This is a genomic window from Aeromonas sp. SE22 (assembly GCF_038739755.1).
Taxonomy (GTDB): domain Bacteria; phylum Pseudomonadota; class Gammaproteobacteria; order Enterobacterales; family Aeromonadaceae; genus Aeromonas; species Aeromonas jandaei.
This window is the reverse complement of sequence record NZ_JBCGFD010000004.1, coordinates 109,873-135,393: the sequence shown is the minus strand read 5'-3', so window position 1 is coordinate 135,393 and position 25,521 is coordinate 109,873. Positions and strand designations below refer to the sequence as shown.

The following is a 25,521-nucleotide window of genomic DNA, read 5'->3' as shown; positions in this document are numbered from 1 at the left end:
TCAGCGGGGCTGGCCGACCTCTACCAACAGTGCAGGCAACTTTGCCTTGATAAAATCGATGAGGGCTCTGACCGCCGGTGACAGGCCGCGCCGCGCGGGATAGAGCATTACCAGCTTGCCATCTTTGGGACGCCACTCGGGCAGCAGTTGTTGCAGCCGCCCATCCGCCAGCTCATTGACGCAGGCGTAAAGTGGCAAGCCCACCATCCCGAGCCCCGCCAGCGCCGCCTGTTTGAGGGTTTGCACATTGTCGCTGCGCAACAGCACATTGACCGCCACCTCCTCACTCTCCCCACTATCGTGCCGCAGCCGCAACAGATCGGCCTGACGCTCCAGCGAGCTGAAAAGCAGGGCATCCTCTCCCTCCAGCTGGCGCGGATGCATCAATGCACCGTGGCGAGAGAGCCACGCCGGGGTCGCCAGCACGCCCCACTGGACCGTACAGAGCGGCACCTGCACCAAACTGGAGGGGGGCTGCTCGAAGGCCACCCCGCGGATCACCACATCCAGCCCCTCCTCCAGCAGATCCACCTGCCGGTTGCTGGCTTGCACGGCGAGCCTCACCTTGGGGTATTGGGCCATAAAAGCGGGCAGCAAGCGGGCGAGCAGCGCATCGGCGATGGTAATGGGTACGCTGATCCGTACCAGACCGCTCGGCTCCTGCTGCCGTTGCCGCACAGCCGCCTCTCCGGCCTGCGCCTCGGCCAGCATCGCCTGACAGTGGCGATAGAGCACCTCACCGGCATCGGTCAGGCTGAGCTGACGCGAGGTACGTTGCAGCAGCCGGGTATCCAGCCGCTCCTCCAGCAGCCTGATCCGGCGCGAGATCCGCGACTTGGGTACGCCAAGCGCCCGCGCGGCGGCAGTGAATCCCTGTCGCTGTACCACATGGGTGAAGAGATAGAGATCATTCAAATCAAGTTCCAGTGGTGTCATCGGGCAGCCTTGGTCAGGGTGAGGTGCATTTACATCGTTCCATTGATGGAACGATAAGAACCTATTTCACCAGATTGTCGCCATTTTTGCAGCCATCATAATGGCCCGGTCCCCATCAGACGGTTGCTGCGCGGGCAATCCGCCCCACCAGCAAGGACCGTTTGACTGTTCCGATATCACAAGGAGTTCACCATGAAACTGCGACAAATCTGCTCTGCCACCCTGCTCGGTCTGGCGACCCTGACCACCACGCTGGCCACCACAGCGACACCGGCCATGGCTGCCGAGGCAACCAGCCATCCGACCGTATCACCCAACCGCTATCTGGAGATGCTCTCCCGAGACAATGCGGTACTGCTGCTGGTCGACCATCAAGTCGGCTTGTTGAGCGGCGTGCGCGACACCACGGTGGGCGAGCTCAAGCACAACGTGGTGGCGCTGGCCAACGCCGCCCGCGCCCTCGGCGTGCCGGTGATCGTGACCGCTACCATGCCCGATGGCATGTGGGGCCCCACCATGCCTGAACTGACCAGTGCCCTGCCGGATGTGAAAGTGATCAACCGCACCGTCATCAACGCTTGGGACGATCCTGCCGTGCGCGCCGCCATTGAGAAGACCGGCCGCAAACAACTGATCATCGCCGGGGTATCCCTCGAGATCTGCGCCAGCTTCCCGGCCCTCTCTGCCAAGGCTGCCGGCTATGATACCCGGGTGGTGCTCGATGCCTCCGGCACCTTCAACGAAGCCAAGCGCACCACGGGTCTGCAACGCTTGCTGGGGGCCGGTATCCCGGTCACCGACTACGCCTCTGCCGCGGTCGAGATGCTGCGCAGCAACGTCGACCCCAAGGCGCACGATGTCTACAGCGCCCTCGACATGCCTTTCGCCACCCTGGTGTGGCAGATGCAAGAGGGTGCCAAGAAGTCGTAACTCGCCCCGCCTTCGGTCAGATGACCGAAGGCTTCTTTTGTCTTCAAGAGGTTATATCGATGACCAGACGCCTGACTCTCTCCGCCCCCGTCAAGGGCCAACCGCTGCGCATTGGCAGCGGCTTTGCAGCCAGCCATTTTGGCGAACACTTTTTCAACGGTCTGATAGACCCCGTGGTGATGGTGGATCACTTCCAGATGACCGCCCCCACCTTCGAGCCCCATCCCCACGCCGGGATCTCTGCCGTCACCTATCTGTTCGAGGATTCGACGAGCCCCCACGTCAACTACGACTCCCTCGGCAATCAGGGCCCCATCGAACCGGGAGCGCTGCATTGGCTGGCGGCCGGACGCGGGGCCGTGCATACCGAACAGCCGGAGGGGGAATCGCCCTATGTCCACGCCCTGCAGATCTTCGTCAACCTGCCAGCCCGTCAGAAGATGGCGTCGCCTTTTGCCGTCCACGCAGCCGCTGCCACCATCCCCGAATTTCATGGCGAAGGGGTGCGAGTACGGGTGGTCGCAGGCCACAGTAACGGGATAACGGCGCCACACTCGGCAGAACTCCCCCAACCCTTTACCCTGCTCGATGGCAATAGCGAGCCAGGTAGCCGCTTCACCCATCTGCTGGCGGCGGGCTGGAATGCCATGATCTATCCCCTGACCGGATCGCTGACTTTGCAGGCTGAGGGAGAGCGGCACCTCATCCCGGCAGGTCACGGGATGGGGGTAAGCCTCCCTGCCGACGGCGGCGAGGCGGTGGCTCTGCAGCTTGAGGCCACCGAGCCCTGCCACTTCGTGCTGCTCTCAGGCCAGGCGCTCAATGAACCCCTGGTCAAACATGGCCCCTTCGTGATGAACAGCCACGACGCCATTGCAGATCGGCTGCATGCCTATCAGCGCGGCGAATTTGGTCAGCTCAACGATGAGTGGCTGCGCAACGGCCAATCTCAGCCATGAACACGCTCGCTGGCCACCAGCCACAAAGAACCTGTTGGCCTCTGGTCTTCCTCGCCATTTTCGCCGGTGCCAGCGGCGCCCTCTGCCTTGGCAAAGTGCCCGCCGTACTCGGCATACTGCGCAGCGAGCTGGGGCTGACACTGGTCGAAGCCAGCTATCTCGCCTCGGCTTTCAATACGCTGGCGATCCTCTTCAGCCTCTTTCTCGGCCTGCTGCTGACTCGCTGGAGTGGACGGCAAACCGGGGTTGTCGGGCTTTTGGTTGTCGTCACAGGCGGCGCGTTGGCGCTGCCCGCCACCGGGCTGGCCATGATGCTGCTGTCGCGCATTGTCGAAGGGATTGGCTTTTTGCTGGTCTCGGTGGCCATGCCCGCCTTTATCGTGGCGGTGACCCGGGAGGAGGATAAACGACTGGCCCTGAGTCTGTGGGCGGTCAACCTGCCCCTTGGTGCGGCGGCCGGCATGCTGCTCACCCCCTGGCTCACGGCGCAAGGTGGCTGGCGCCTGGCCTGGCTGATCCTGATGGCTCTGCAACTCTCAGCCCTGCTGCTTCTGCTCGCCAGTCGTTCGGCAGATAAACTGCGGGTCAGGGCACCCCAAAACTCGATCAACTCGGGCCTCCCGCTGCGCCAACTCACGGTGCTCCGGCAGAAGGCTCTCTGGCGCTACGGGTTGGCGTTCACGCTCTACAGCCTGATGCTATGGGCGCTCTTTGTCTGGCTGCCAACCATGTTGCAAGGCACTCCCGGGATTGGCCAAAGCCAGATCGCCCTGCTCTCGGCGCTGGCGGTGGTCGCCAATATTCCCGGCAACCTGATGGGGGCATGGCTGCTGCGCCGGGGCGTGGCGCGAGATCGGCTCATCAGCTGGGCACTGGGTCTGATGGCGCTGTGCGGCATGATCACCTTCTGGCCCGGCCAGTCGCCGTGGTGGGCCTATGGATTGTGCCTCGTCCTCTCCCTGGCGGGTGGTATGGCGCCGCCGGCTATCCTCTCGTCAGCACAGGGAGTAAGTCAGGGGCCGGTGCAACTGGCCATTGTGCAGGGATTTTTTGTCCAGCTCGCCAACCTCGGTCAGCTGCTTGGCCCCCTGTTGCTGGCAGCCCTGATGATGGACAACGGCCAATGGGGGAACGCTCGCTGGCTCTTTCTGGGCAGCTTGCTGCTGACAATCGGACTCTATCTGTGGCGCCGCCCGCTCGTTGGCGGGCAAGAACCCAACTGACAGATAGGCCAAGCCGCATTGATATGTGTCAGGAGGCGCCTGCAAAGTAGCTGCGCAGCGCCTCGACCACCCGTCGCACCTTCTCCGGGATCTCCCGCTGCGGCGTGATGGCGTGGATCTCCATCGGCTGCACCCGAAAACCGGGCAGCAGTTCGAGCAGACGCCCCTGCGCCAGATCCTCGCCAATCTCCCCCTCCGGTTGCAGCGAGATACCCTGCCCCGCCAGCGCAAACTGGCGCAGGGGCAGCACGTTGTTACAGAGCACCTTGGCCTTGAACCTCACCCTGTGTTCGCCCCCCTTCTCGTCAAGCAGCAGCAAACCGTTGCCCAGCATGTCGCCACAGAGCCAGTCGTGGGCGGCCAGATCGGCGGGCGTGCGCGGCGCTCCCTTGCGCGCCAGATAGGCGGGGGCGGCGCAGAGCAGCATCCGGGTCTGCCCCAGTTTACGGGCAACCAGGGTTGAGTCAGGCAAACTGCCGACCCGCAATGCAACGTCGATCCGCTCGGCAATCAGATCTCGTTTCTCGTCGTCGGCGATGATCTGGATGGTGAGGCCGGGGTGGGCCTGCAACAGCGGCGAGAGGGCCAGAGCCAGCGGTTGGCCCGCCATCCCCACCGGGGCAGTGATCCGCACTTCCCCGAGCAGGGCGTCGCGCACCTCCGAGAGGCGCAGCTCGGTCTCGCTCAGAGTCTGCTGCAACGCCCGGCAACCTTGCCACACCACCTCTCCCGCTTCGGTCAGACTGAGGCGACGGGTGGAGCGATGGAGCAGGGGCAGCCCGAGCAGGCTCTCCAGCTGGCTGATATGCTGACTGACGGCAGAGGGTGTCATGCCGAGGGATTTGGCCGCCCCTGTCATGCTGCCCGCGTCTACCACGGCAGCGAAGATGGCGTAACGTCTGAGCTGCTCCATTATTAAATCCAGCTTATAAGTGAATGCATTTTATAGGTGATTATTAAATCATAACTGGCGGCGTAGGATAGCCCCATTCCAACAGTGAAGGAGAGTTCCCCATGAAGATTGCCCTGATCGGTGCCAGCGGTTTTGTCGGTTCAGCCATCCTGAACGAGGCCATCAGCCGTGGCCATCATGTCACCGCCATCGTCCGCGATGTCAGCAAGGTGGCCGCCCATCCGCAGGTCACCGCCGTGGCGGTTGATGCCCAAAACCCGGAAGCGTTGGTCGAGGTGCTCAAGGGGCACGATCGGGTGATCAGCGCCTACAACCCGGGCTGGACCACACCGGATATCTACGACCAGTACCTCAAGGGCGCCAACGCGATTGTCGCAGCAGCCAAAGCGGCCAACAGCTGGTTGCTGGTAGTAGGTGGCGCCGGCAGTCTGGAGGTCGCCCCCGGCGTGCAACTGGTGGATACCCCGGAGTTTCCGGCCGAGTGGAAACAGGGGGCACTGGCGGCCCGCGACGGTCTCACCGCCCTGCGCCGTGAAACCGCTCTCGACTGGCGCTTTGTCTCTCCCCCGGTGTTCCTGGAGCCGGGCGAGAAGCGCGGCGGCTATCGGATTGGTGGCGATCAAGTGCTCTTTAGTGGCGAACAGCCTGCCGGGATCACCGCCGGTGATCTGGCCGACGGCGTGCTGAATGAGGTGGAAAAACCGGCTCACCTGCGCCAGCGCTTTACCCTGGGTTACTGAGAGCCAGCAACCGGTTAAGGCCAGAATACGCGTTTACTCGCCTGCGCTTTCGGTCAGGTGAACACCCGCGCAAGCAAAAGGGAGGCATCCGCCTCCCTTCTGTTTTGGCCATTTTCTGTTTTGGTCATTTTTGCCGCTGTCAACTTGCCTCTGGTTATCACTCTCCCCCTCATCATTTCCCTTTTACCCTGCAATGGCTGCGCAAAAAACCGTCAGCCCATCAGACACCGAATTCCATTTCGAATTTTGTATATAACTAAGAATAATTTGTTGTTTCCGTCTTATAACACCGAACAGTAGCATCCCCTTCATTCCAGATGGCGCCACACCGCAAGCGCATACCGCCACACTGTCGCGCCATCCCGTTTGCCGCTCATCAAGCCAGTCCGCACCAGAGGCAGCAGAAGAGATGGCGCCAGAGATAACGAAAGAGTGAGGAGGTGCACATGGAACATTCACCACTGCCGATCATCGATCTGGCTGCCCTCAACGGGGCACCCGACCTGCGTCGCCCTATGTTGGCCAAGCTGGCTGCGGCCGCCCGCGACGTCGGCTTTTTCTATCTGACAGGGCATGGCCTGAGTGACGCCGAGCAGCGAGAGACCCTGGCGCTGGCAGAGCGCTTCTTTGCCCTGCCGGAGCAGGAGAAGCTGGCGGTGCAAATGGTCAACAGCCCCCACTTTCGCGGCTACAACCGGGTCGGTGCCGAGCTAACCCGCCAGCGGCCGGATCTGCGGGAGCAGTTCGATATCATGAATGAGGCGCAAGCCCTGCCTGCAGCCCTGATCCGTGAACCCTGGCAGCGGCTGATCGGCCCCAACCAGTGGCCAATCGCCCTGCCAGAGATGAAAGCCCATCTGCTGGCGTGGCAGGAGCGGCTGAGCGACATCACCCTCACCCTGCTGGCCGCTTTTGCCGAAGTGCTGGAGCAACCGGCCAACGTGTTTGACGACAGCATCCGCGGCGCCCCCTACCAGCACATGAAGCTCATTCACTACCCGGGGCAAGAGGCGGGCGGCAGCAGTCAGGGGGTCGGCGCCCACAAGGATCCCGGCTACCTGACGCTGGTGATGCAGGACAATCATTCGGGGCTTGAGGTCGAGACGGCCAACGGCTGGATCTCCGCGCCCCCTCTGCAGGGAGCACTGGTGGTCAATATCGGCGAGCTGCTGGAGCTGGCCTCCAACGGCTATCTCAAGGCGACCCTGCATCGGGTGGTAAGCCCGCCGCCCGGCGTCTCGCGCCTCTCCTGCGCCTTCTTTATGGCGGCGCGGCTCGATGCCACCGTGCCACTGCTCAGCCTCTCCCCCGAGCTGGCAGCACAGGCGCAAGGGCCGGAGAGTGACCCGACCAATCCGCTCTTCTATCAGGTGGGGGAGAACGTGCTGAAAGGGCGGCTGCGCTCCCACCCGGATGTGGCGGCGCGGCACTATGGGCCGGTGGAACCAACTCGCCTCCCGCGCACTGAAAGCGAAGCGATAACGGCCTAAGCAGCGCAAAGATCCCTAGGCGGGTATATGCATAAGCCATAAGCCGCATGCACATACCCGCGCTGACAAAAACAACAAGCAACGAACAACAAAACAAGTCATGGCCAGAGCCTGGTCATCACGGAGCAACACGATGAAATTCAAGACCATGAGCGTACACAGCGGCCAGCGGATCGACCCACAGACCGGCGCCCTCACCACCCCGCTCTACCAGAGCAGCACCTTCAGCTACTTCAACGCCCAGGCGGGCAAGGAGCGCTTTGCAGGTCAAGCCCCCGGCTTTATCTATAGCCGCTTTGGCAACCCCACCACCGCCGAGCTGGAGCAGAAACTGGCGGCGCTGGAAGGGGCTGACGAAGCGCTGGTGGTGGCGAGCGGCATGGCGGCGGTGAGCGCCATCATGTATGCCCTGGCCGACAGCGGCGATGAGGTGGCCTATATCGGCCCGCTCTACGGCGGCACCGATGCGTTCCTCAAGCAGACCTTCAGCCGCGCCGGCATCAAGGTCACCGCTTACGAGAGCGATCGGGATCTGCTGGCCAACATCCGCCCTGCCACCAAGGTGGTACTGTTCGAAACCCTGACCAACCCCACCCTCAAGGTGGTAGATCCGCGGCTGGTGGTGGAAGCAGCCCGCAAGGTGGGTGCCATCACTGTGTGTGACAACACCTTCCTTACCCCCTACCTGCTGCGCCCGCTGGAGCTCGGGGTCGATGTAGTGATGCACAGCGGCACCAAATATCTGGGCGGCCACGGCGACATCATTGCCGGGGTGGTGGCGGGCTCTCACGCCCTGATGAAATCGATCCGCACCGTGGCCCTCAAGCATATCGGCTCCCCCATCGGCCCGCAGGAGGCCTACCTGCTGCAGCGCGGGGTCAAAACCCTGCCCCTGAGGATGGATGCCCACCTGCACAATGCCCAGAAAGTGGCCGAGTTTCTGGCCGCCCATCCGGCGGTGAAGAAGGTGATCTACCCGGGGCTTGCCAACCATCCGGGCCATGATGCCCTCGGCGCCTTCGCCAGCGGCTTTGGCGGCATGGTGAGCATTGAACTTGAAGGAGGGTTTGCACGCTGCGCCACCCTGCTCGACAACCTGCAACTGTTCGTGCAGGCAGTGAGCTTGGGCGATTTGGAGAGTCTTGCCTGCCATCCGGCCAGTACCACTCACGCCGCCATGGACGAGGCGAGCCGTCTCGCCGCCGGGGTCAATGAAGACCTCATCCGCTTCAGTATCGGGGTGGAAGATGCGGACGACCTGATCGCCGATCTGGCAGCTGCGCTGGCGCAGATCTAGCCACATAGCTGCGAGTGATAACCCCCAAACACAACAACGGCCCATCAAGGGCCGTTGTTGTTTGTCGCGATGTGGCAAATGCGGGATTTACTCCTCCCACACCACCACTTGCGATGAGGGCCAGCGCTCCCCGACATGGGCATATTTTTGCTCCAGCAGATGGCGCTTGATCTTCATGGTGGGAGTCAGCACGCCGTTCTCGATATTCCAGGGGGTTTTCACCACCAGAATGCCGCGGATCTTGGCGTGGGACTCCAGCTGATCGTTAACCCGCACCCGCGCAGCCTCCAGTCTGGCCACGACCTCATCCCGATTTCCTTTGGCAGCGCTCTCGGCCAGCTGCACCAGCGCGACAGGCTGGGGCATGCCATAACCAATCACGCAGAGCTGCTCGATAATGGGCTCCTGCCCCAGCATCCCTTCGATGGGCACCGGCGCCACATACTTGCCCTTGGCGGTCTTGAACACATCCTTCATCCGGCCGGTGATGGTGAGATAACCCTCCTTGTCCAGCTTGCCCATGTCGCCGGTGTGGAGCCACCCCTCGGCATCGATGGCCTCGGCACTGTGCTCGGGATCCTTGTAATAACCCACCATCATCCCCTCGCAGCGACAGAGGATCTCCCCCTCGTCGGAGATCTTGATGGTCACCCCGGGCCCCGCCTTGCCGACGGTGCCGATCTTGTCGGCGCGAAACGGGTAGTTGATGGTCGAAAACGCATGGTTCTCGGTCATGCCCCACGCTTCGGTCACCTTGAGACCGATGCTCAGATACCACTCAAGCAGCGCAGGGGAGACCGGTGCAGAACCGCAGCCCAACACCCGTGCCTGATCCAGCCCCAGCCCTTTCTTCAGCTTGCTCTTGATAAGGCTGGAGACCAGCGGGATCTTGAGCAGCAGTTCGAGTTTCTTCTGGGGCAGCTTCTCGTGGATCTTGATGCGGAACATGGCCCACAGCCGCGGTACCGAGATAAATACGGTAGGACGGCAGCGCTTGACGTCCTCGACGAAGGTGTCGAGGGATTCGGGGAAGGCGATGGTGGCGCCGCCAAACAGGCTGCCGCCGTAGATGTAGACCCGCTCGGTGATGTGGGCGAGCGGCAGGTAGGAGAAACCGCGATCAGCCTGGGTCAGGTTTACCGTCTCCACCAGCTTCTCGCACGACCACGCATAACGCTCGACGGTCAGCATGGCCCCTTTCGGCTTGCCGGTACTGCCAGAGGTATAGACCAGGCTCAGCAGGGAATCGGGCTCCTGCACCGGGCTGTCGGGAATGGGCTCGTGTGTTTCCAGCAGATCATCCCACTGGTAGCTGGCCGGCATGGTGTCGTAAGGAAAGGCGATACGCAGCAGATCGGCAGGTACCCCCGCCTCCTGACTCTTCCAGTCATCAAGCTTGCCAACGAAGATCGCCTTGGCCTCGCTGTGGCGCAGCACATATTCGATGGTATCGACGTTGGCGGTCGGGTAGATGGGCACGCTCACGTACTGCCCCATCTGCATCGCCAGATCGGCGATAAACCACTGGGCGCAATTCTTGGAGAGTAGCGCCACTTTATCGCCGGCAACCAGCCCCAGATGACGCAGGGCCGTCACCATGCGCCGCGCTTCATCGGCCACTTCACCCCAGGTGAAATCGACATATTCGCGGTTGATGGTTTGACGCAGATAGGTTCGATCAGGACACTGCCGCTCCCAGTGATAGAGCATCTCGAGCGGCAGTTTTTTGGCAATACGTGAGGCTGAAGCCATAGTTTAATCCCTGAAACAAAAGGCGAAACTTATTATTAACCTTTCACTAACTTCAGGGAAGAATAAACTCAAACTTCAGTTTGAAATGTGTATCCGATCAAGCTTCTGCCTGTTGTTGCAAACGAATCCACATCGCTTGCACCAACTGCTCGTCCTGCTCGGAGAGCTCGCCTTGCAAAATCGCCTCGTTGAGGCTGCGCAACACATAGCTTTTGACATCCCGCACCAGGGTCTTGCCCTCCAGCTCGGCACGGGCGACCGCCAGCGAAATATGGCCTCGCAGGTAACCACCGGCAAAGAGTTCATCTTCGCTCGCAGTAGCAACCATGCCGTCGATCAGTCCCAACAACTTGTGCTCAAAATCGTGAATCGTCATGTAACGCAGCCTCATTTGCGGCAAATAATTCGGGGGTATGGAACCGCACTCGGGTTGAATGCAGCTCTCTGGCGCCAGGCCAGCAGCTTCCATGGCGTCCTATTCCGGGCTGGCCACCGGGTAGATGACCTGATCCTTGTATCCCGTGGTTATGCGCAGATAACCACTCAACGCCCGGTTCAATTCAGGCTCATCGGTATCGACCAGGAGTGGTCTCCCCTGCAGGGAAGCCAGCTTGCTCTTGGTTGCCAGCACCTGGATGTTCTCCAGCCCGACACTCCGAATCACCTCAGGACTCAATTGCTGATTTCCGCGCCCGAACAGATGTCCCTGTCCGCCAATCAGGGTAATGATCAGCCGGCAGCGACGGCCACGGATCCGGGTCAGGATCTCGGCGGCGCTGAGATCCTGCCCGATAAGCCTGCCATTTTCCACCAGATCCACACCAAGCAGCGTATTTTCCAGACCGAGCTCTGCCATGCAGGCTGCCACCGTGCTGCCAGAGCCCATCAGATAGAGGGTATCTGGCTCCATCTGCTCGACCACACCGGCTGCCAGATCCGCCAGCACCAGCTCTTCGGACTCCCGCCCTCCCTGCTTGACCGCCTGCACGTACCGCAGATCGCCGGGCACCAGCAGCTGGCCATAGTGACGAGCCCGCACCTTGCCTGCGCGAAACGCCTCTTCGTCGATATCGCGCACCTCGGCATCGATAAGGCTGAGCAGTTCACCGGCGATCATCCGCGCCGCCACCCGCCCGCTGGCGGCCGGGGTCACCCCGTAGACGCCGGAGTGGATCTTGCACCCCGCCGGGATCCCAAGCACATGGCAGGACTCCCCCACCGCGGCGCAGATGTCCCGCGCCGTGCCATCGCCACCGGCAAACAGCAGCAGAGCGACGCCCGCATCCCGCATCCGCTCTGCCGCATGGCGGGTATCGGCGGCAGAGGTATGCTCCCCGGCCGGTTGATAGACGATGCGATGCGGCAGGCCCAGTTCACGCACTACCTGCTCCCCCATGTCGCCAGCCACCGTCAGCACCTCAAACGGCACGGTCACTTCACACAGCGGCAGCAGTGCCTGACGGGTGCGCTCCTGTGCTTTGGGCACGGCGCCGCGAGCCAGCGCCTCGGCCACTACGCCGTCACTCCCCTTGAGCGCCACTGCGCCGCCAATTCCGGCGACCGGATTTATGATGAGCCCTAATCGAAACATGCACTCCTCCCTTGCGATGGCGACCATTTTTATCTTTTCGCCCCACTGGGACAAGCGGTTCCCCCCTGCTAAAATGTTCCGCTTCTTTTTTTCAACCAAGGTTCAATCATGCTGGAATGGGTTCTGGATCCCTCTGCCTGGGTAGCGCTCGCCACCCTGACCCTGCTCGAGATCGTGCTGGGCATCGATAACATCATCTTTATCTCCATTCTGGTCGGCCGTCTGCCTGAGGCGCAGCGCCAGCGCGCTCGCATTCTGGGTCTGGCCCTCGCCATGGGTACCCGCATCCTGCTGCTGCTCTCGCTGGCCTGGGTCATGCGTCTCACGGCTCCGCTCTTTACCGTGCTGGGCGAAGCCATCTCGGGCCGCGATCTCATCCTGCTGCTGGGGGGCCTGTTCCTCATCGGCAAGAGCGTGCTGGAGATCCACGCCACCCTTGAGGGGGCGGCTGAGCCGGAAAAGGTGGCAGGAGCGGCCTCCGGTTTTATCAGCACCTTGATCCAGATCGCCATTCTCGACATCGTCTTTAGTCTGGATTCGGTGATCACCGCCGTCGGCATGGCTGATCACGTTCCTGTCATGGTGCTGGCCATAATGATCGCCGTCTTCATCATGATGTTTGCCGCCAAGGCGATCGGTGATTTTGTCGACAACCACCCCACCATCAAGATGCTGGCCCTCTCCTTCCTCACCCTGGTCGGCTTCGCCCTGATGGCGGAGGGGATGGATCTGCACATTCCGAAGGGTTACATCTACTTCGCCATGGCCTTCTCGCTGGTGGTGGAGATGATCAACATCCGCCTGCGCAAGCACACCGATGCCAACGAGCAGAGCGAATCATAAGCTCGCCGGCCGGATCAAAAAGAGCGCCTCTTTGGCGCTCTTTTGCTATGCACACGGCACGCTTGGCAGGATTGTCGCTTACTGGTTGGCGATAACGATGGCCACCCGGCGGTTTTCGGCCCGTCCGGCAGCACTCTTGTTGTCCGCCACCGGCGCGGTTTCGCCGCGACCACGGACCTCCAGGTTGGCTGGCTTCATCCCGACCGAGACGAGCACATCCGCCACCGACTGGGCCCGCTTCAGGGAGAGTTGCTGGTTGTAGCTGCTCTCGCCGGTGTTGTCGGTGTGACCGTCAACCCGCGCCTTGTCGAGCCCTACCCCAAGCAAGGCTTTGCCCAGCTTTTCCACGGTCTGACGGGTTTGGGGATTGAGCTCCCCGACGTTGTTGGCAAACAACACCCGGTTGGCCAGATCCAGCGTCCAACCCTCGTCGGTCAGATAAAAACCTTGCTCCTTCAATACCGCCAGCTGTTCAGGGGTGAGCCCCTTCGGGGCACTCTGACAACCTGCCAGCAGAGAGAAGATCAACCCCAGCAGCAAGGTCTTGAGGGAGAGGGATATTTTCATTGTTATGTCTCCTTAACGACATCAATTCACGCCGGCTCGGTGGCATCCACCTCCTCGCGGCGCGCACGTTTTGCCAAATACATGGCTTTGTCTGCCAGCTCGCACAGCTCGCTGGCACTGACCCCGGATTGATGAATGGCATAACCGATGCTGATCCCAGCCACCAGTTGCTGCCCATCCCGCAATACCACGGTTTCACTCATCGCCTGCTGAATGCGGTTGATCACCTCCTCCACATCCTGTTGCAGATGCACAGGGCTCAGCAGGATGGCGAACTCATCCCCCCCCAGACGGCACACCAGATCCTGCGGCCGCAGCTGATGCTCCACCCGCCTTGCCAGGGTTATCAGCACATCGTCACCGGCGTTGTGGCCCAGGGTATCGTTAATCTGTTTGAAGCGATCGCAATCGAGGTAAAGCAGCGCAAAGTCCCCCTCACCCTGTTCAGCCTCGGTGATGGCCTGTGCCAGCCTGGCGTCAAACAAGACCCTGTTGGGCAATCCGGTCAACACATCGTGGGTGGCCTGATGAAGCAGACTGGCATTTTCTCGCGCCTGATGGGCTTGCCACGCCTGCAACTCGTCCAGCAGGGAGTTGAAGTCATCCCCCAGCTCGTTGAGCTCGACAATCCCGGCGGGCGGTGCCCGCATCCCCAAGGTGCGCTGGCGGCGCACCGAGTGGGCCACCCGGGCCAGCTCGCGCAGGGGACCTATGATGGAGACCTGCATCCGCCCCGCCACGTAAAGGGCCCCCATGGCGCTCAAGAGCAGGCAGATCAGCATCACCAGCAGCACCGCAATCAGGAAGATCAGCAGTGACTCGCCATGGCCGATCAGCTCGACCTCGCCGATCTTTTCACTGCCACGCAGCATGGGCTCGCGCACCGGCCCGGGCAGGATCAACTGGGCAAGATAACCCTCCAGCTCGGCAATCGGGGTGTTCATGGTGCGCGACCAGCTGGTCAAGAGCGTGCCATCGGGCAGATAGATGCGCGCCTCGGCCACCTCCTCGCGCTCGGCAATGGCCCGCAGCGCCTCACCCGCCGCCTCTTCATCATGAAACACCACGGCCGCCTCGGTGGTATAACTGATGGCGCGCGCCACCAGCTCCAGATTGTGATCGGCGTAAAAACGCATCACCAGCAGGGCGGTCAGGGTCAGCAGGATCCCCGCCACGCAAGCCGAAGTAAAGGCTGTCACCAGATGGGTGCGCCCCAGACTCTGGCGCAGGGTCAGCCGTGCGTCATGGCGATCGGACGATGGCGTCATGGCACACCCCGATCAGCCATGGCCAGCTTGAGCACGGCCGGGTGCACCCGCACACCGCTGAGCGCCAGCGCATCCAGATTCACTTTGAAACGCAGCCGCCCGCTACGGCTGTCCGGCTGCAGACAGAAGACGGGACTGCTGCTGCACTCCGGGTTCTGCTCACTGATGCTGAGCACGGGATGCCCCTTCAAACGGGAGAAGAGCGCCAGCCGGGTTGACTCGTCCATCACACCCAGATAGAGCACATGGCACTGGCCGGCAATGGCCGGATCCGTCACCTCATAGCGATTGACCTGCACCGGCCGGCCGTTGCCCTGCCGGGTAATGGTGGAGAGCACACCGGCATATTCAGTGGGCGCGGCGATGCACAGATGCAGCACCGGCGGCTCCTTTGGCCAGCGGGTGTAGCTCAGAATATCGAGCACCAGCTCCTTGACCGCATTGGCCCGGCTCTCTGCAGTGGTCTGAGCGTCGGCAAGCGCGGCACGGGAGCAAGCCAGCCCGGGCAATAGCACCAGCAACGCAACGACGAGTCGAAATGAGAAGTGTGACGACATGATCAGGGGATAGGCGCCTCTACAACACCGCAGCAGCGCGGTTCGGGTACATGAGCTCAGATAGTAAGTGGCCGGACAACAGCCTGACAAGCCTTGACGTGAGACTCAGCTGACAGAGCTGTAAATAAAAACAGAGAGCCCGTTTTGCAACGGGCTCTCTGTTCACCTCAACGGACAGGGTATCACTTTTTGCTGATCCCGTACTCCCGCAATTTGTTGGCGATGGCGGTGTGCGACACACCCAGTCGTTTGGCGAGCTGGCGAGTCGAGGGAAACGCCGGATAGAGCCGTGCCAGCAGCTGGCTCTCGAAGCGCTTTACCGCATCGTCAAGGTTGCCCTCGAACCACTCGTCGATAAGCGGTGCCGTATCAGCCGCTACCGGCAGATCGATCTGCTCGGGGCCAAGCTCGTCCCCCTCCAGCAGCGTCATGGCGCGATAGAGGCAGTTGCGCAGCTGGCGCACGTTGCCCGGCCAGCGATAAGCAGTCAGATAGTCGGCCATGTTGCGGGTAAAGCGCGGGCGCGGACGCTGCAGTTCGCTGGCAAAACGCGAGACAAACTGCTGGGCCAGCACCATGACATCCGCCTTGCGCTCGCGCAGCGGCGGCAGCGCCAGACTCAGCACGTTGAGGCGATAGTAGAGATCCTCGCGGAAGGAGCCATCGTTGACCAGATCGAGCAGCTGTTTCTGGGTGGTGCAGATAAAGCGCACATTGACCTTCACCTCCTGCTCGTCACCGACCCGGCGGAACACGCCATCTTGCAGCACCCGCAAGAACTTGGTCTGCAGGTGGGGCGACATGTCGCCGATCTCGTCCAGCATCAGGGTGCCGCCGCTCGCCAGCTCCAGCACGCCGCGCTTGCCCTCGGTATTGTTGCCAAAGGCACCGGGGGCATAGCCAAACAGCTCGCTCTCGGCCACGTTATCCGGCATGGCGGCGCAGTTGAGGGCCATGAAGGGGTGGCTGGAGCGCAGGCTGGCGGCGTGACAGGCGCGAGCCAGCAGCTCCTTGCCGGTACCGGTCTCGCCGACGATGAGCAGCGGCGCATCCTGCATCGCCAGCTTGCGCGCCTGCGCCAGCACCTCCTTCATCTTGGGGCTCTCACCCTGCAGATGCTCGAACCCCTCCGCCTCCACCGCGTGGAGCGCGCTGAAGTGCAGACCGACCCGACGGGCCGATTTGAGCACCACCACGGCCCCCGCCAGCGCCTGTTTACCTTTCTGTTCATCGACAAAGAGCGGCAGCAGATCCGCCAGATACTCTTCGCCGTTGAAGCTGAGTTTGCAGGTTTGCGGCCGGATGTCGCTCGCTTCCAGCCAGCGGCTGAAGGAGAAGCCCTTGACCAGCGAGCCAAGCGCCACGCCGCGCACCTCCTCCACCGGCAAGCCGAGGGTGGTGAGGGCCGACTGGTTGGCCTGGGTCACCTTGCCCTTGGCATCGAGCGAGAAGACCAGATCCGGCAGCGCCTTGAGCAGCGCCTCAATCTCGTGGTGCTCCCGCTCGGAGGGCATGTAGGGGATGGTCTTGACGTCATAGACGCCGGGAATGCGGCGGATCTCCGGCATCAGATGCTGAAAATCGCTGAACTCCAGCTCGGGAAAGTTGAGATAGATGATGCCTGAGGTATCGATTTCGATGCCGCGCAGATCGATATTGTGCTCCACCAGGCGGTCGAGCAGTTCCCGGGTCAGGCCCAGGCGGTCTTCACAGCTGACTTCAAGACGCATTCGGGACACACTTCCTAGCTAACTCTATGAATGAGCGGATAATACAGACTCGATCCCCCCAGTGCGAGCGCTAGCCCACAAAAATGCGGGCCTGCCCCGCTTTCGCCGGGCAGGCCCGAGTCAGTTGCTGCCGCTTATTTGAGTAGCTGGTCGGTACGCGCCGCCATGATGAAGTCATTGCGGTGCAGCCCACCGATCTTGTGAGTCCACCAGCTGACCGTTACCATATCGTCCACTCGGTGAGTGATGGCGTCTTCACTTCAGCAGCTCATCCGTGCGTGCCGCCATGATGAAGTCGTTGCGGTGCAGCCCGCCAATCTTGTGGGTCCACCAGCTGACCGTTACCTTGCCCCACTCGGTCAAAATGGCCGGATGGTGGAACTCCGCCTCTGCCAGCTCCCCCAGGCGATTGGTAAACGCCAGCGCCTCCTTGAAGTTGCGAAAGGCAAATTCGCGCCGCAGCTGCAACGCACCCGCCACCACCAGCGGCTGCCAGTCGGGGATAAGCTGCATCAACTCACGCAGCTCCTCATCGCTCACTCTGGGGGCATCGGCGCGGCACGCTTCACACTGCTGGCTGGCCAGTTCGGACATGGGTCTCTCCTCTGTTCTTAATGTGCAATATCTGATGTGAAATAACGGATAAATCAACTCGCCTGTTTGCCTGCAACCGGCTCAAAGCGCGGCGCATGCAGGCCAAGCTGGCGCGCCTGCGCCACCCCGTTCATGATCTCCACCTCACCCAGCCGGTAGAGGGCATCGAGCTCGGGCAGCACAAAGTAGGTGGGCTGCATGATGTCGATGCGATAGGGGGTGCGCAGCACCTCCAGCAGATCGAAGGGTTGCAGCAGCGGCTTGCCGGAGAGGGCATAGGCCGTCTCGCCGATAGAGGAGAGAATGCCGCCGCCGTAGATACGCAGTCCGTCCGCCGTGGCCAGGAGGCCAAACTCCACGGTGAACCAGTAGAGACGGGCCAGAAAGACCCGCTCCTCCTTGCTCGCCTGCTGGCCAAGCTGGCCATAGAGGTGAGTGAAGTGGGCAAAAGCGGGATTGGTCAGCATGGCGCAGTGGCCGAAGATCTCGTGAAAGATATCGGGCTCCTGCAGGTAATCGAGCTCGTCGCGGCGCCGGATAAAGGTGGCGACCGGGAACTGGCGGTTGGCCAGCAGGGCAAAGAAGCGGTCAAACGAGATAAGCGCAGGCACGGCTGCCACCGACCAGCCGGTGGTCGCCAGCAATACCTCGTTGAGCTCCGCCAGCTGGGGGATGCGATCTCGCGGCAACGTCAGTCTTTCAAGGCCCGCCAGATACTCGTCACACGCCTTGCCTTCAAGCGCCGCCAGCTGGCGTTCGATCAGGATCTGCCAGGTGCCGTGCTCTTCGGCCGAGTAGTGGATCATCCCCCGGGCATCCGGCTGGTGAGCGGTATAAAGGGTTGCCATAAGCGGTTCCATCCTCTGCGCCGGGTGAGGCGCCTTGCCATTGGGTCACAGGATCACTGTAACGAACCGGCAACAAAAAAAGCAGCTGACCCGGTGGTCGGCTGCTGGTGAGAGATGTAAATAAAATGTGACATTCACGCCTAATGGCGAGCTGACTCATTCAGAGTGAGCCAAGCCCTTGGTACCCGTTGTACGCCTCATCCCTGAAGGAGACGGGATAAGAGCGGAGCAGCTCCGTTGCCCGGTTTATGCCGTGATAGCCCATCCGCTCGGCGCAGATTGTTGCAAAAAACGACGAAAAAAGTGGATGCGCGTTTCACCAGTAAAACAATGTAGATCCTCGGCATGCCCTGGCCCCCATCAGGATGCGCCAACTGCCGAGCTCCGATCCGGGGTTAGCTCGTCCCCTTGAGATAACCGGCCAGCTGACCCACCAGCCGCTTGCGCAGCTCTCCCAGCTTCGGCTTTTCATCCGCACACCAGGGCAGCGGGCGGCACGCCTCTATGGTGCGCAGGCCAAGGCGAGCGGTGAGCAGGCCCGCCCCCACCCCTTGCGCGGCGCGGGCAGAGAGCTTGGCGGTAAGCTCGGCCCCCAGCAAGTCCATCCCCACCTCGGTCACCAGCTCGGTGGCACCGGCGTAGAGCATGTTACGAAACACCTGACGGATGAGGCGTATGCGGCTCCAGTAGCCAAGCTCGATTGCGTAGACATCGGCGATATCCTCGATCATCCGCAGGTTGCGCCACAGCATCAGCATCATGTCGACGGTGGCGAGCGGGCTTAGCGCCACCAGTACGGCGGCCTCCCCCGACCATTTGGCCACCCGCGCCTGCGCCAGCTTGTCGCGCTCGCCGAGTACCAGCTGGCTGTAGAGGGTCAGCACCTCCCGATCGCTGTGGCTCTCGTCGAGCTGGGCCAGCCAGGTTTGATACCCCTCGCGCCCCTTGTCGCCACTTTTGACCGCCAACCCTTCACAGAATGCCTGGCCCTGTCCGACCCCCTGATGGGCCAGCAGATCTTCTGCCCGCGAGCGCACATCCTGGCGCCGCTTGAGGGTGCGCAGGCGCAGCCACTCGCGCCCCACCACGCTGGCGGTACCCGCCGCCACCAGCGCCGAGGCCGCGAGCCAGGCGCTGCCCCAGAGCGGGGTGGTGAGAAACTGATCGTAAAGGAATGCGCCATATTGGCCCAACGAGAGCAGACCGACCGCCCCCAGCCCCCACGCCAACAGCCGATGGCGGCGACGCGGTTTGATGACGAGGGCACTCTCCACCTCGGTGAGCTCGTCCAGCTCGTCGAGGCGCTCGAAACTCGCCTCCTCCAGTCGCTGGGCCGGCGCGGGCGGGAGCTCGTCACTGGCCACCGTCAAGGCAGGCTCAAGGATCACCTTGCCCTGCAGCGGTGGCCGCTCTTTTATCTGATCGTTCATCGCATTGTTCTCCTGTGCGCAGCCTTCGGCTCAGGTGCCAAGACCGCACACCGTTATTCGAGGTGATCCCCGAGCAGAAACTCCAGCGCCGCATCGAGCCGGATATGGGGCAGCGCCTGATGGGGGCTCATGGGCATGGGGCGAAACGCCTGAAAATCAAAGCCCTGACTGTTCCACCACTGCGCGGGCGGAATATGGGGCGGCACCTCCCCCGGAAAGAGCAGCAGCGGCTCACCGCTTAGGCTGGTGCCGCGGATGGCGGGAAACTCGCGGCCATTGGCCACCCCCTTGCCCACCTCGGTCGCCTTGATGGCGGCGAGCGCCAGACACTCGGTAGTGATCCCCTCGAAACGGGCCTGGCCGCGGCCGCTGCGCACCAGATGCTGGAGCAGTGAGACCATGGGCCCATGCTGTTCGGGGGTGACGTGATCAGCCTTGCTCGCCACAAACAGCAGCTTGTCGATACGGGGTGAGAAGAGTCGCCGCCACCAGTTGCTCTTGCCGTAGGCAAAGCTCTCCATGATGCGAGCGATGGCCTGCTGCATGTCGCCAAAGCTGGCTGCCCCGGCGTTGAGAGGCTGCAGGCAATCCACCAGCACGATCTGGCGATCAAAGCCGGCAAAGTGCTGCTCATAAAAACCCTGCACCAGATGCTGCTTGTATTGCTCGAAGCGCTGCCTGAGGGTGGCGTAGAGGCTGCCATCGGCGGGCTCGCCGGCGGGCATCTCCCACACCCAGGGGACAAATTGCAGCATGGGGGCACCGGCATACTCCCCCGGCAAGACGAAGCGGCCGGGTTGGATCAGGTGCAGTCCCAGCTCCTGTTTGCAGGCGTGCAGATAGACGGTGTAGCGCTCGGCCAGCTCAGCCACCGGTCGCTCGGCAAAAGGTTGCGTTGCCTGCCACCCGGGGGTCAGCCAGCTGGCGGCAAGCGCCTGCAGCTCGGGACGACGCAGCTGTTCGCGCACCTGTTCGCTCCACTGCTCGTAGTTCATCTCAAGGAGCGGCAAGTCGAGCAGCCACTCCCCGGGATAGTCCACCAGATCCACGTAGAGGGTGGAGATCTCCCCCAGATGCTTGCGCAGGGGGTGACGGGTGCGGTAGCGAATTTCGAGGCGCACCTCGGCCACGCCGCGGGTGGGCTCGGGCCAGGCTGGCGGCTCGCCAAACAGGGAGTCGAGGCCGCGCTCGTAGGCAAAGGTGGGGATATGGGCATTTTGCTGCGGTACCCGGCGGGCACCGAGAATACGCCCCTGACGCAGGGCATCCCACAACGGCAGGCGGCCATCGATGGCCGCGTGTTCCAGCTGGTTGACCAGCGCCGTGATAAAGGCGGTTTTGCCGCTGCGAGAGAGGCCGGTCACCGCCAGCCGGATATGGCGATCCCGCACCCGGTTCACCACGTCGTTCGCCTTGCTCTGCAGGCGAGTCAACTTCTGTTCCAGTTTATTGAGTATCAAGGCTTGACCCGTTCTCCCTTGGTGGTTGCATCCGGCGTGATTGGCCGTGCGACAAGGCAAACTGGCTATCCGCATCGGGATTGGTCAATCAGCCTGAGTGGCGTCGATGATGGATCACCACAGAAAGCGCCACCATCGACATTGAGTGCTTTAGCAGGCACTACAGCTTGCGAAATTCCCGCTGCAGGGTGAACTCGCGAGAGGTCACCAGCTTCTCGATGCGCTGAACTCGAGGCTCCAGCGCATCCAGTTCCTGCGCGACACGGCTCAGCGCCTGCTGGGGGGTGACACCCGCCTGCCAGCTGCGCGCCTTCATCCGCACCTCGGCAAAATCGGCATCCTCGTGGGAATAGAGGGTAACCGGCTTTTTGTCGAGCAAAAACCAGGCGGCAATGTAAGCGGTGAAGGTGATGAACCCGGCGAAGATGAGGCCACTGATGGCGAGCAGCCGCACGATCCAGGTCTCCACCCCGAAATACTCTGCCAAACCGGCGCAAACTCCGGCAATCTTGCCCTGCCGGGGATCGCGATAGAGGTTGCGCCCCTCACGATTGACACTGCTCATACCTTGTTCCTCCAACCGGGCACTTCCGCATCCAGAATCGATTCGAGCGCACCGACTCGCTCCTGCATTTTTTCGGTACGGGCCAGCAACCCTTGCAGCTGTTCCCGCTCGCTATCGGCAAGACCGGCGCCGATGCGCCCCTTGGCCCGGTAGTGCAGCACCAGCCAGATGGGTGCCACCACCACCATGAAAACCACCATGGGAACCATCAATACACCCAGCAGACTCTCCATCGCTTACTCCCCCTGCTGGCCGTCACGCTGACCCAGCTTTTGGCGCATCGCCTCAAGCTCTTTGCTTATCTGATCGTCCACTTCCAGTTCGGCAAACTGCTGCGCCAGCGCCTTGTCGGACTGACCCAGATCGGCGCGAGCCTCCATCTCGTCGATGCGACGCTCCATCCGCTCGAATTTGCTCACCACCGCCTGACTGTCACCACGGGCAACCTGGCTCTGCACGTTGAGACGGCTGCTGGCCGCTTCGCTGCGAATGGCCATTGCTTTCTGGCGGGCACGGGCATCTTCCAGCTTGGCTTCGAGCTGGCGGATCTCCTCACCCAGCTTCTCGATGCCGCTGTCGACCGCCTGCTGCTCGCGGTAGAGGGTCTCTGACAACTCGCTCTGTTTCTTCTTCTCGATAAGGGCGGCGCGGGCCAGATCTTCACGCCCCTTGGTCAGAGCCAGTTCGGCCTTGGCCTGCCACTCGTCGACCCGCTCCTGATGGCGGGCGACCTGACGGCCAATCTCTTTCTGGCTGGCGAGGAAGCGGGCCAGATTGGAGCGCTCCTTGACCAGCTCGTCCTCCATCTCCTGGATGATCAGGCGCACCATCTTCTGGGGATCTTCTGCCTTGTCGAGCAGGGCCGTCAGGTTGGAATTGATGATGTCGGCCAGACGGGAAAAAATACTCATGATTGCACTCCTGTTAATGGCATGGCGTTGTTTCTCCATTGACAATGGCAACTTGTGTGCCAATCTGGAGCGAAATTTAACTTGTTGATTTATATGGGGCTGCTTTGCCCCGTTTCAATAGATGCCATGCAGGTGGTGATAAAAATCACCAACTTTTGGTAAGATTGACCAGCTTTAACAACCGACAGGGATCACTATGACCACGGCCACGGAAAGCCTGCTGGGGGAATCCAACGCATTCCTCGAGATCATCGAGCAGGCCTCACGGCTCGCCCCGCTGCGCAAACCCGTGCTGATCATCGGTGAGCGGGGAACGGGCAAGGAGCTCATCGCCCATCGCCTACATTATCTCTCGGCGCGCTGGGATCAAAGCTTTGTCACCATCAACTGCGCCACCTTGAGCGAGAGTCTGCTGGAGACCGAGCTGTTCGGTCACGAGGCGGGCTCCTTTACCGGCGCAGCCAAGCGCCATCAGGGCCGCTTCGAGCGGGCCGATGGCGGCACCCTCTTCATCGACGAGCTGGCCACCACCAGCGCCCGGGTGCAGGAGAAGCTGCTGCGGGTCATCGAGTATGGCGAGTTCGAGCGAGTGGGCGGGGCCAAGCCCCTCAAGGTGGATGTGCGGCTGGTCTGCGCTACCAACGAGGATCTCCCTGCGTTGGCAGATAAAGGACTGTTTCGCCACGATCTGCTGGACCGACTCGCGTTTGATGTGATTACCCTCCCCCCCTTGCGGGAGCGACGGGAAGATATCCTGATGCTGGCGGAGCACTTCGCCCACAGCATGACCCGGGAGCTGGGCTATCCGCTCTTTGCCGGTTTCTCGCGTAAAGCAACCCAGCTGCTGCTCGATTACCCCTGGCCTGGCAACGTGCGGGAGCTGAAAAACGTGGTGGAGCGCAGCATCTACCGCCAGGGCAACCCCCAGTTGCCGCTGGCCGAGCTGGTGATCAATCCGTTTGATTCCCCCTGGCGGCCCGTAGCCGCTCGCAGTCAGGAGAGTAAAAGCGAGCCGCAAGGTGTGACAACCGGGGCGTTGCCGCTCGATCTCAAGCAGGCGGTGGCGGAGTTCGAGATTAATTTACTCAAGCAGGCGATGCAGCAATCCCAGTATAATCAGCGCAAAGCCGCCCAACTGCTGGCCTTAAGCTATCACCAGTTTCGTGGCATGCTACGCAAGTATCAGCTGCAGGATGGCGACAACGATACGGAACAAGACCAGAAAGAGTCCGACTGACACCGGTACCAACAAAGCCAGCACAGTGCTGGCGTATTCATATAAAAACAGATGCGTATCAAAAACATGGTTCAACAATGAGAATGCTCACACCCTTGCTGCTCGGTCTGCTGGTTCTGCTCACCGGCTGCAACAAGCAATCCGAAGCTTCCAAGACCGGACTCATCTACTGCGCTGAGGGCTCTCCCCTCTCCTTCAACCCCCATGTTTCCAACACCGGGGTTACGCTGGATGCCAGCGCTCGTCCACTCTACGACCGTCTGCTGGAGGTCAACCCCAATACTCTGGCACTGGAGCCGGCGCTCGCCACCAACTGGCATGTGAGCGAGGATGGCCTCACCTATACCTTGACCCTGCGCAAGGGGGTGAGTTTCCACCACACCCCCTGGTTCAAGCCAAGCCGCACCCTCAATGCCGATGACGTGGTCTTTACCTACGCCCGTCAACTCGACGAGCACCACCCCTATCACAACGTCTCCGGTGGCGACTACCCCTTCTTCTACAGCCTGGGACAGGATCAGCTGATCAAGCGGGTCTACAAGAAGGGGCCGCAGCAGGTGGTGTTCGAGCTGAACCAGCCCAACGCCTCCTTCCTCGCGACCCTGGCCAGCGACTATGCGGTGATCCTCTCCGCCGAATACGCCGAGCAGATGCTCAAGGCGGGAACCCCGGCGCTGCTCGATACCCGCCCCATCGGCACCGGCCCGTTCAGCTTCAAGGAGTATCGCCACAACGAGTTCATCCGCTATCTGCGCCATCCCGGCTACTGGAACGGCCCGGCCCAGATCGAGCAACTGGTCTATGACATCACTCCGCGCTCGTCCAAGCGGCTGGCCAAACTGCTGACCGGCGAGTGCGACGTGATGAGCACACCAGCCGCCAGCCAGCTCTCGGTGATCAAGCAACATCCCGACCTCAGCCTCTCGGTACAGTCGGGGATGAACGTCGCCTTCCTGGCCCTCAATACCCGTAAGCCGCCGTTCAACAACGTCAAGGTGCGTCAGGCCATTGCCAGCACCATCAATATCGACAACCTGTTGCAGGCGGTCTATTTCGATACCGGTCTGCCGGCCAACAGCCTGCTGCCACCGCTCTCGTGGGGCTATAACCCCAGCCTGCCAATGCGCAAGCCGGATCTGACGCTGGCCCGCAAGCTGCTCAAGGAAGCAGGGCTCGAGAAGGGATTCGAGATGCAGGTGCTGGTGCAACCGGACGCCCGCCCCTACAACCCGGATGCGCTCAAGACCGCCCAGCTGATGCGAAGCGATCTGGCCAAGGTGGGCATCAAGCTCAAAATCGTCCAGCAGGCGTGGCCCGTCATCGAGAAACGCTTGGCCGCCGGTCAGTACGACAGCCTGCTCTCTGGCTGGATTGCCGACAACGCCGACCCGGACAACTTCTTCCGCCAGCTGCTGAGCTGCTCGGCGGTCGAGCGGGGCAACAACTACAGCCGCTGGTGCAGCCCGGCCTTCGATCAGCTGCTGGACGATGCGGTCACCACGCCCCAGCTGGCCTTCCGGCTGCGCAACTACTACTACGCCCAGACCCTGCTCAACGAGCAGCTGCCCCTCATTCCGCTGGCCCATGCCCTGCGCACCCAGGTCAGCCGCAGTGACATCGAGGGGCTGATCCTGATGCCCTTTGGCGGCACCTCCTTCAATCAGGCTCATCGGGAGTAAG

At 61.9% G+C, this 25,521-nt stretch carries 26 protein-coding genes; 9 read left to right on the top strand and 17 right to left on the bottom strand.

Features of this window, described 5'->3' with window-relative positions:
* Positions 1-936 (bottom strand): LysR substrate-binding domain-containing protein, encoded by a 936-nt coding sequence (locus tag AAHA39_RS10125; RefSeq protein WP_320655956.1) that lies wholly within the window; start codon positions 934-936, stop codon positions 1-3.
* Between the two features lie 192 nt (positions 937-1,128).
* On the opposite strand from AAHA39_RS10125, the gene AAHA39_RS10120 reads away from it, so the two are divergent.
* The 3 genes from AAHA39_RS10120 to AAHA39_RS10110 are packed head-to-tail and all read left to right on the top strand — an operon-like array spanning position 1,129 to position 4,048.
* Positions 1,129-1,866 carry an isochorismatase family protein gene (locus tag AAHA39_RS10120; RefSeq protein WP_320655955.1) on the top strand — a complete coding sequence of 246 codons (738 nt, stop codon included), beginning with the start codon at positions 1,129-1,131 and terminating at the stop codon, positions 1,864-1,866.
* 59 nt (positions 1,867-1,925) lie between these two features.
* Positions 1,926-2,825 (top strand): pirin family protein, encoded by a 900-nt coding sequence (locus AAHA39_RS10115; protein WP_320655954.1) that lies wholly within the window; start codon positions 1,926-1,928, stop codon positions 2,823-2,825.
* On the top strand, positions 2,822-4,048 hold the full coding sequence (locus tag AAHA39_RS10110; RefSeq protein ID WP_320655953.1) for an MFS transporter: 1,227 nt from the start codon (positions 2,822-2,824) through the stop codon (positions 4,046-4,048). The genes AAHA39_RS10115 and AAHA39_RS10110 overlap by 4 nt, the downstream gene beginning before the upstream one ends.
* Positions 4,049-4,076: 28 nt before the next feature.
* Here AAHA39_RS10110 and AAHA39_RS10105 read toward each other — a convergent pair whose 3' ends face one another.
* Positions 4,077-4,961, bottom strand: coding sequence for a LysR family transcriptional regulator (locus AAHA39_RS10105; RefSeq protein WP_320655952.1), 885 nt, complete (start codon positions 4,959-4,961; stop codon positions 4,077-4,079).
* Between the two features lie 101 nt (positions 4,962-5,062).
* Between AAHA39_RS10105 and AAHA39_RS10100 the strand changes: the two genes are divergently transcribed.
* The 3 genes from AAHA39_RS10100 to AAHA39_RS10090 all read left to right on the top strand — a co-directional run bounded on the left by AAHA39_RS10100 (position 5,063) and on the right by AAHA39_RS10090 (position 8,488).
* Positions 5,063-5,701 carry an NAD(P)-dependent oxidoreductase gene (locus tag AAHA39_RS10100; protein ID WP_320655951.1) on the top strand — a complete coding sequence of 213 codons (639 nt, stop codon included), beginning with the start codon at positions 5,063-5,065 and terminating at the stop codon, positions 5,699-5,701.
* Positions 5,702-6,147: 446 nt separating this feature from the next.
* Entirely contained in the window at positions 6,148-7,191 is a 1,044-nt protein-coding gene (locus AAHA39_RS10095) for an isopenicillin N synthase family dioxygenase (protein WP_320655950.1), read from the top strand.
* 133 nt (positions 7,192-7,324) lie between these two features.
* Complete coding sequence (locus AAHA39_RS10090; RefSeq protein ID WP_104014963.1) at positions 7,325-8,488, top strand: trans-sulfuration enzyme family protein; 1,164 nt, start codon at positions 7,325-7,327, stop codon at positions 8,486-8,488.
* Positions 8,489-8,575: 87 nt separating this feature from the next.
* Here the strand turns inward: AAHA39_RS10090 and AAHA39_RS10085 are convergent, their stop codons facing one another.
* The 3 genes from AAHA39_RS10085 to AAHA39_RS10075 all read right to left on the bottom strand — a co-directional run bounded on the left by AAHA39_RS10085 (position 8,576) and on the right by AAHA39_RS10075 (position 11,831).
* The gene (locus tag AAHA39_RS10085; protein WP_042032040.1) at positions 8,576-10,240 is read right to left on the bottom strand and encodes an AMP-binding protein; all 1,665 of its coding nucleotides are present in this window, start codon (positions 10,238-10,240) and stop codon (positions 8,576-8,578) included.
* A gap of 97 nt (positions 10,241-10,337) precedes the next feature.
* Positions 10,338-10,616: a YfcL family protein gene (locus tag AAHA39_RS10080; RefSeq protein ID WP_041210342.1), complete on the bottom strand. Its 279-nt coding sequence runs from the start codon at positions 10,614-10,616 to the stop codon at positions 10,338-10,340.
* 99 nt (positions 10,617-10,715) lie between these two features.
* Complete coding sequence (locus AAHA39_RS10075; protein WP_320655949.1) at positions 10,716-11,831, bottom strand: ATP-NAD kinase family protein; 1,116 nt, start codon at positions 11,829-11,831, stop codon at positions 10,716-10,718.
* A gap of 108 nt (positions 11,832-11,939) precedes the next feature.
* On the opposite strand from AAHA39_RS10075, the gene AAHA39_RS10070 reads away from it, so the two are divergent.
* A complete protein-coding gene (locus tag AAHA39_RS10070; protein ID WP_041210344.1) occupies positions 11,940-12,674 on the top strand; it encodes a TerC family protein in 735 nt (244 codons plus the stop codon).
* A gap of 78 nt (positions 12,675-12,752) precedes the next feature.
* On the opposite strand, the gene AAHA39_RS10065 is transcribed toward AAHA39_RS10070, so the two are convergent.
* The 12 genes from AAHA39_RS10065 to pspA form a co-directional block, all read right to left on the bottom strand.
* Positions 12,753-13,241 carry an OmpA family protein gene (locus AAHA39_RS10065; RefSeq protein ID WP_042032037.1) on the bottom strand — a complete coding sequence of 163 codons (489 nt, stop codon included), beginning with the start codon at positions 13,239-13,241 and terminating at the stop codon, positions 12,753-12,755.
* A gap of 26 nt (positions 13,242-13,267) precedes the next feature.
* Positions 13,268-14,509 (bottom strand): diguanylate cyclase domain-containing protein, encoded by a 1,242-nt coding sequence (locus tag AAHA39_RS10060; RefSeq protein ID WP_156852973.1) that lies wholly within the window; start codon positions 14,507-14,509, stop codon positions 13,268-13,270.
* Entirely contained in the window at positions 14,506-15,066 is a 561-nt protein-coding gene (locus AAHA39_RS10055) for a YfiR family protein (RefSeq protein ID WP_042032034.1), read from the bottom strand. Before AAHA39_RS10055 ends, AAHA39_RS10060 begins: the two co-directional genes overlap by 4 nt.
* A 182-nt stretch (positions 15,067-15,248) precedes the next feature.
* Positions 15,249-16,796 (bottom strand): transcriptional regulator TyrR, encoded by a 1,548-nt coding sequence (tyrR, locus tag AAHA39_RS10050; RefSeq protein ID WP_041210348.1) that lies wholly within the window; start codon positions 16,794-16,796, stop codon positions 15,249-15,251.
* A gap of 134 nt (positions 16,797-16,930) precedes the next feature.
* Positions 16,931-17,023 carry a 4a-hydroxytetrahydrobiopterin dehydratase gene (locus AAHA39_RS10045; protein ID WP_268884775.1) on the bottom strand — a complete coding sequence of 31 codons (93 nt, stop codon included), beginning with the start codon at positions 17,021-17,023 and terminating at the stop codon, positions 16,931-16,933.
* A 28-nt stretch (positions 17,024-17,051) separates the two neighbouring features.
* Positions 17,052-17,390: a 4a-hydroxytetrahydrobiopterin dehydratase gene (locus tag AAHA39_RS10040; RefSeq protein WP_156852975.1), complete on the bottom strand. Its 339-nt coding sequence runs from the start codon at positions 17,388-17,390 to the stop codon at positions 17,052-17,054.
* Between the two features lie 53 nt (positions 17,391-17,443).
* Positions 17,444-18,238 (bottom strand): phenylalanine 4-monooxygenase, encoded by a 795-nt coding sequence (gene phhA / locus AAHA39_RS10035; protein ID WP_255933460.1) that lies wholly within the window; start codon positions 18,236-18,238, stop codon positions 17,444-17,446.
* A 395-nt stretch (positions 18,239-18,633) separates the two neighbouring features.
* The gene (locus AAHA39_RS10030) at positions 18,634-19,668 is read right to left on the bottom strand and encodes a YcjF family protein (RefSeq protein ID WP_320655948.1); all 1,035 of its coding nucleotides are present in this window, start codon (positions 19,666-19,668) and stop codon (positions 18,634-18,636) included.
* Between the two features lie 53 nt (positions 19,669-19,721).
* Positions 19,722-21,128, bottom strand: coding sequence for a YcjX family protein (locus tag AAHA39_RS10025; protein WP_320655947.1), 1,407 nt, complete (start codon positions 21,126-21,128; stop codon positions 19,722-19,724).
* A 160-nt stretch (positions 21,129-21,288) separates the two neighbouring features.
* Complete coding sequence (gene pspC, locus AAHA39_RS10020; RefSeq protein WP_041210357.1) at positions 21,289-21,693, bottom strand: envelope stress response membrane protein PspC; 405 nt, start codon at positions 21,691-21,693, stop codon at positions 21,289-21,291.
* Positions 21,690-21,926, bottom strand: a complete 237-nt coding sequence (gene pspB / locus AAHA39_RS10015) for an envelope stress response membrane protein PspB (protein WP_041210358.1) — start codon at positions 21,924-21,926, stop codon at positions 21,690-21,692. The genes pspC and pspB overlap by 4 nt, the downstream gene beginning before the upstream one ends.
* Before the next feature lie 3 nt (positions 21,927-21,929).
* Positions 21,930-22,604, bottom strand: a complete 675-nt coding sequence (gene pspA / locus AAHA39_RS10010; protein ID WP_041210359.1) for a phage shock protein PspA — start codon at positions 22,602-22,604, stop codon at positions 21,930-21,932.
* A 196-nt stretch (positions 22,605-22,800) separates the two neighbouring features.
* Here pspA and pspF point away from each other — a divergent pair, with 196 nt between their 5' ends.
* Positions 22,801-23,841, top strand: a complete 1,041-nt coding sequence (gene pspF / locus AAHA39_RS10005; protein WP_320655946.1) for a phage shock protein operon transcriptional activator — start codon at positions 22,801-22,803, stop codon at positions 23,839-23,841.
* A gap of 83 nt (positions 23,842-23,924) precedes the next feature.
* Positions 23,925-25,520 carry an ABC transporter substrate-binding protein SapA gene (sapA, locus tag AAHA39_RS10000; RefSeq protein ID WP_201914228.1) on the top strand — a complete coding sequence of 532 codons (1,596 nt, stop codon included), beginning with the start codon at positions 23,925-23,927 and terminating at the stop codon, positions 25,518-25,520.
* Position 25,521: the final 1 nt, after the last annotated feature.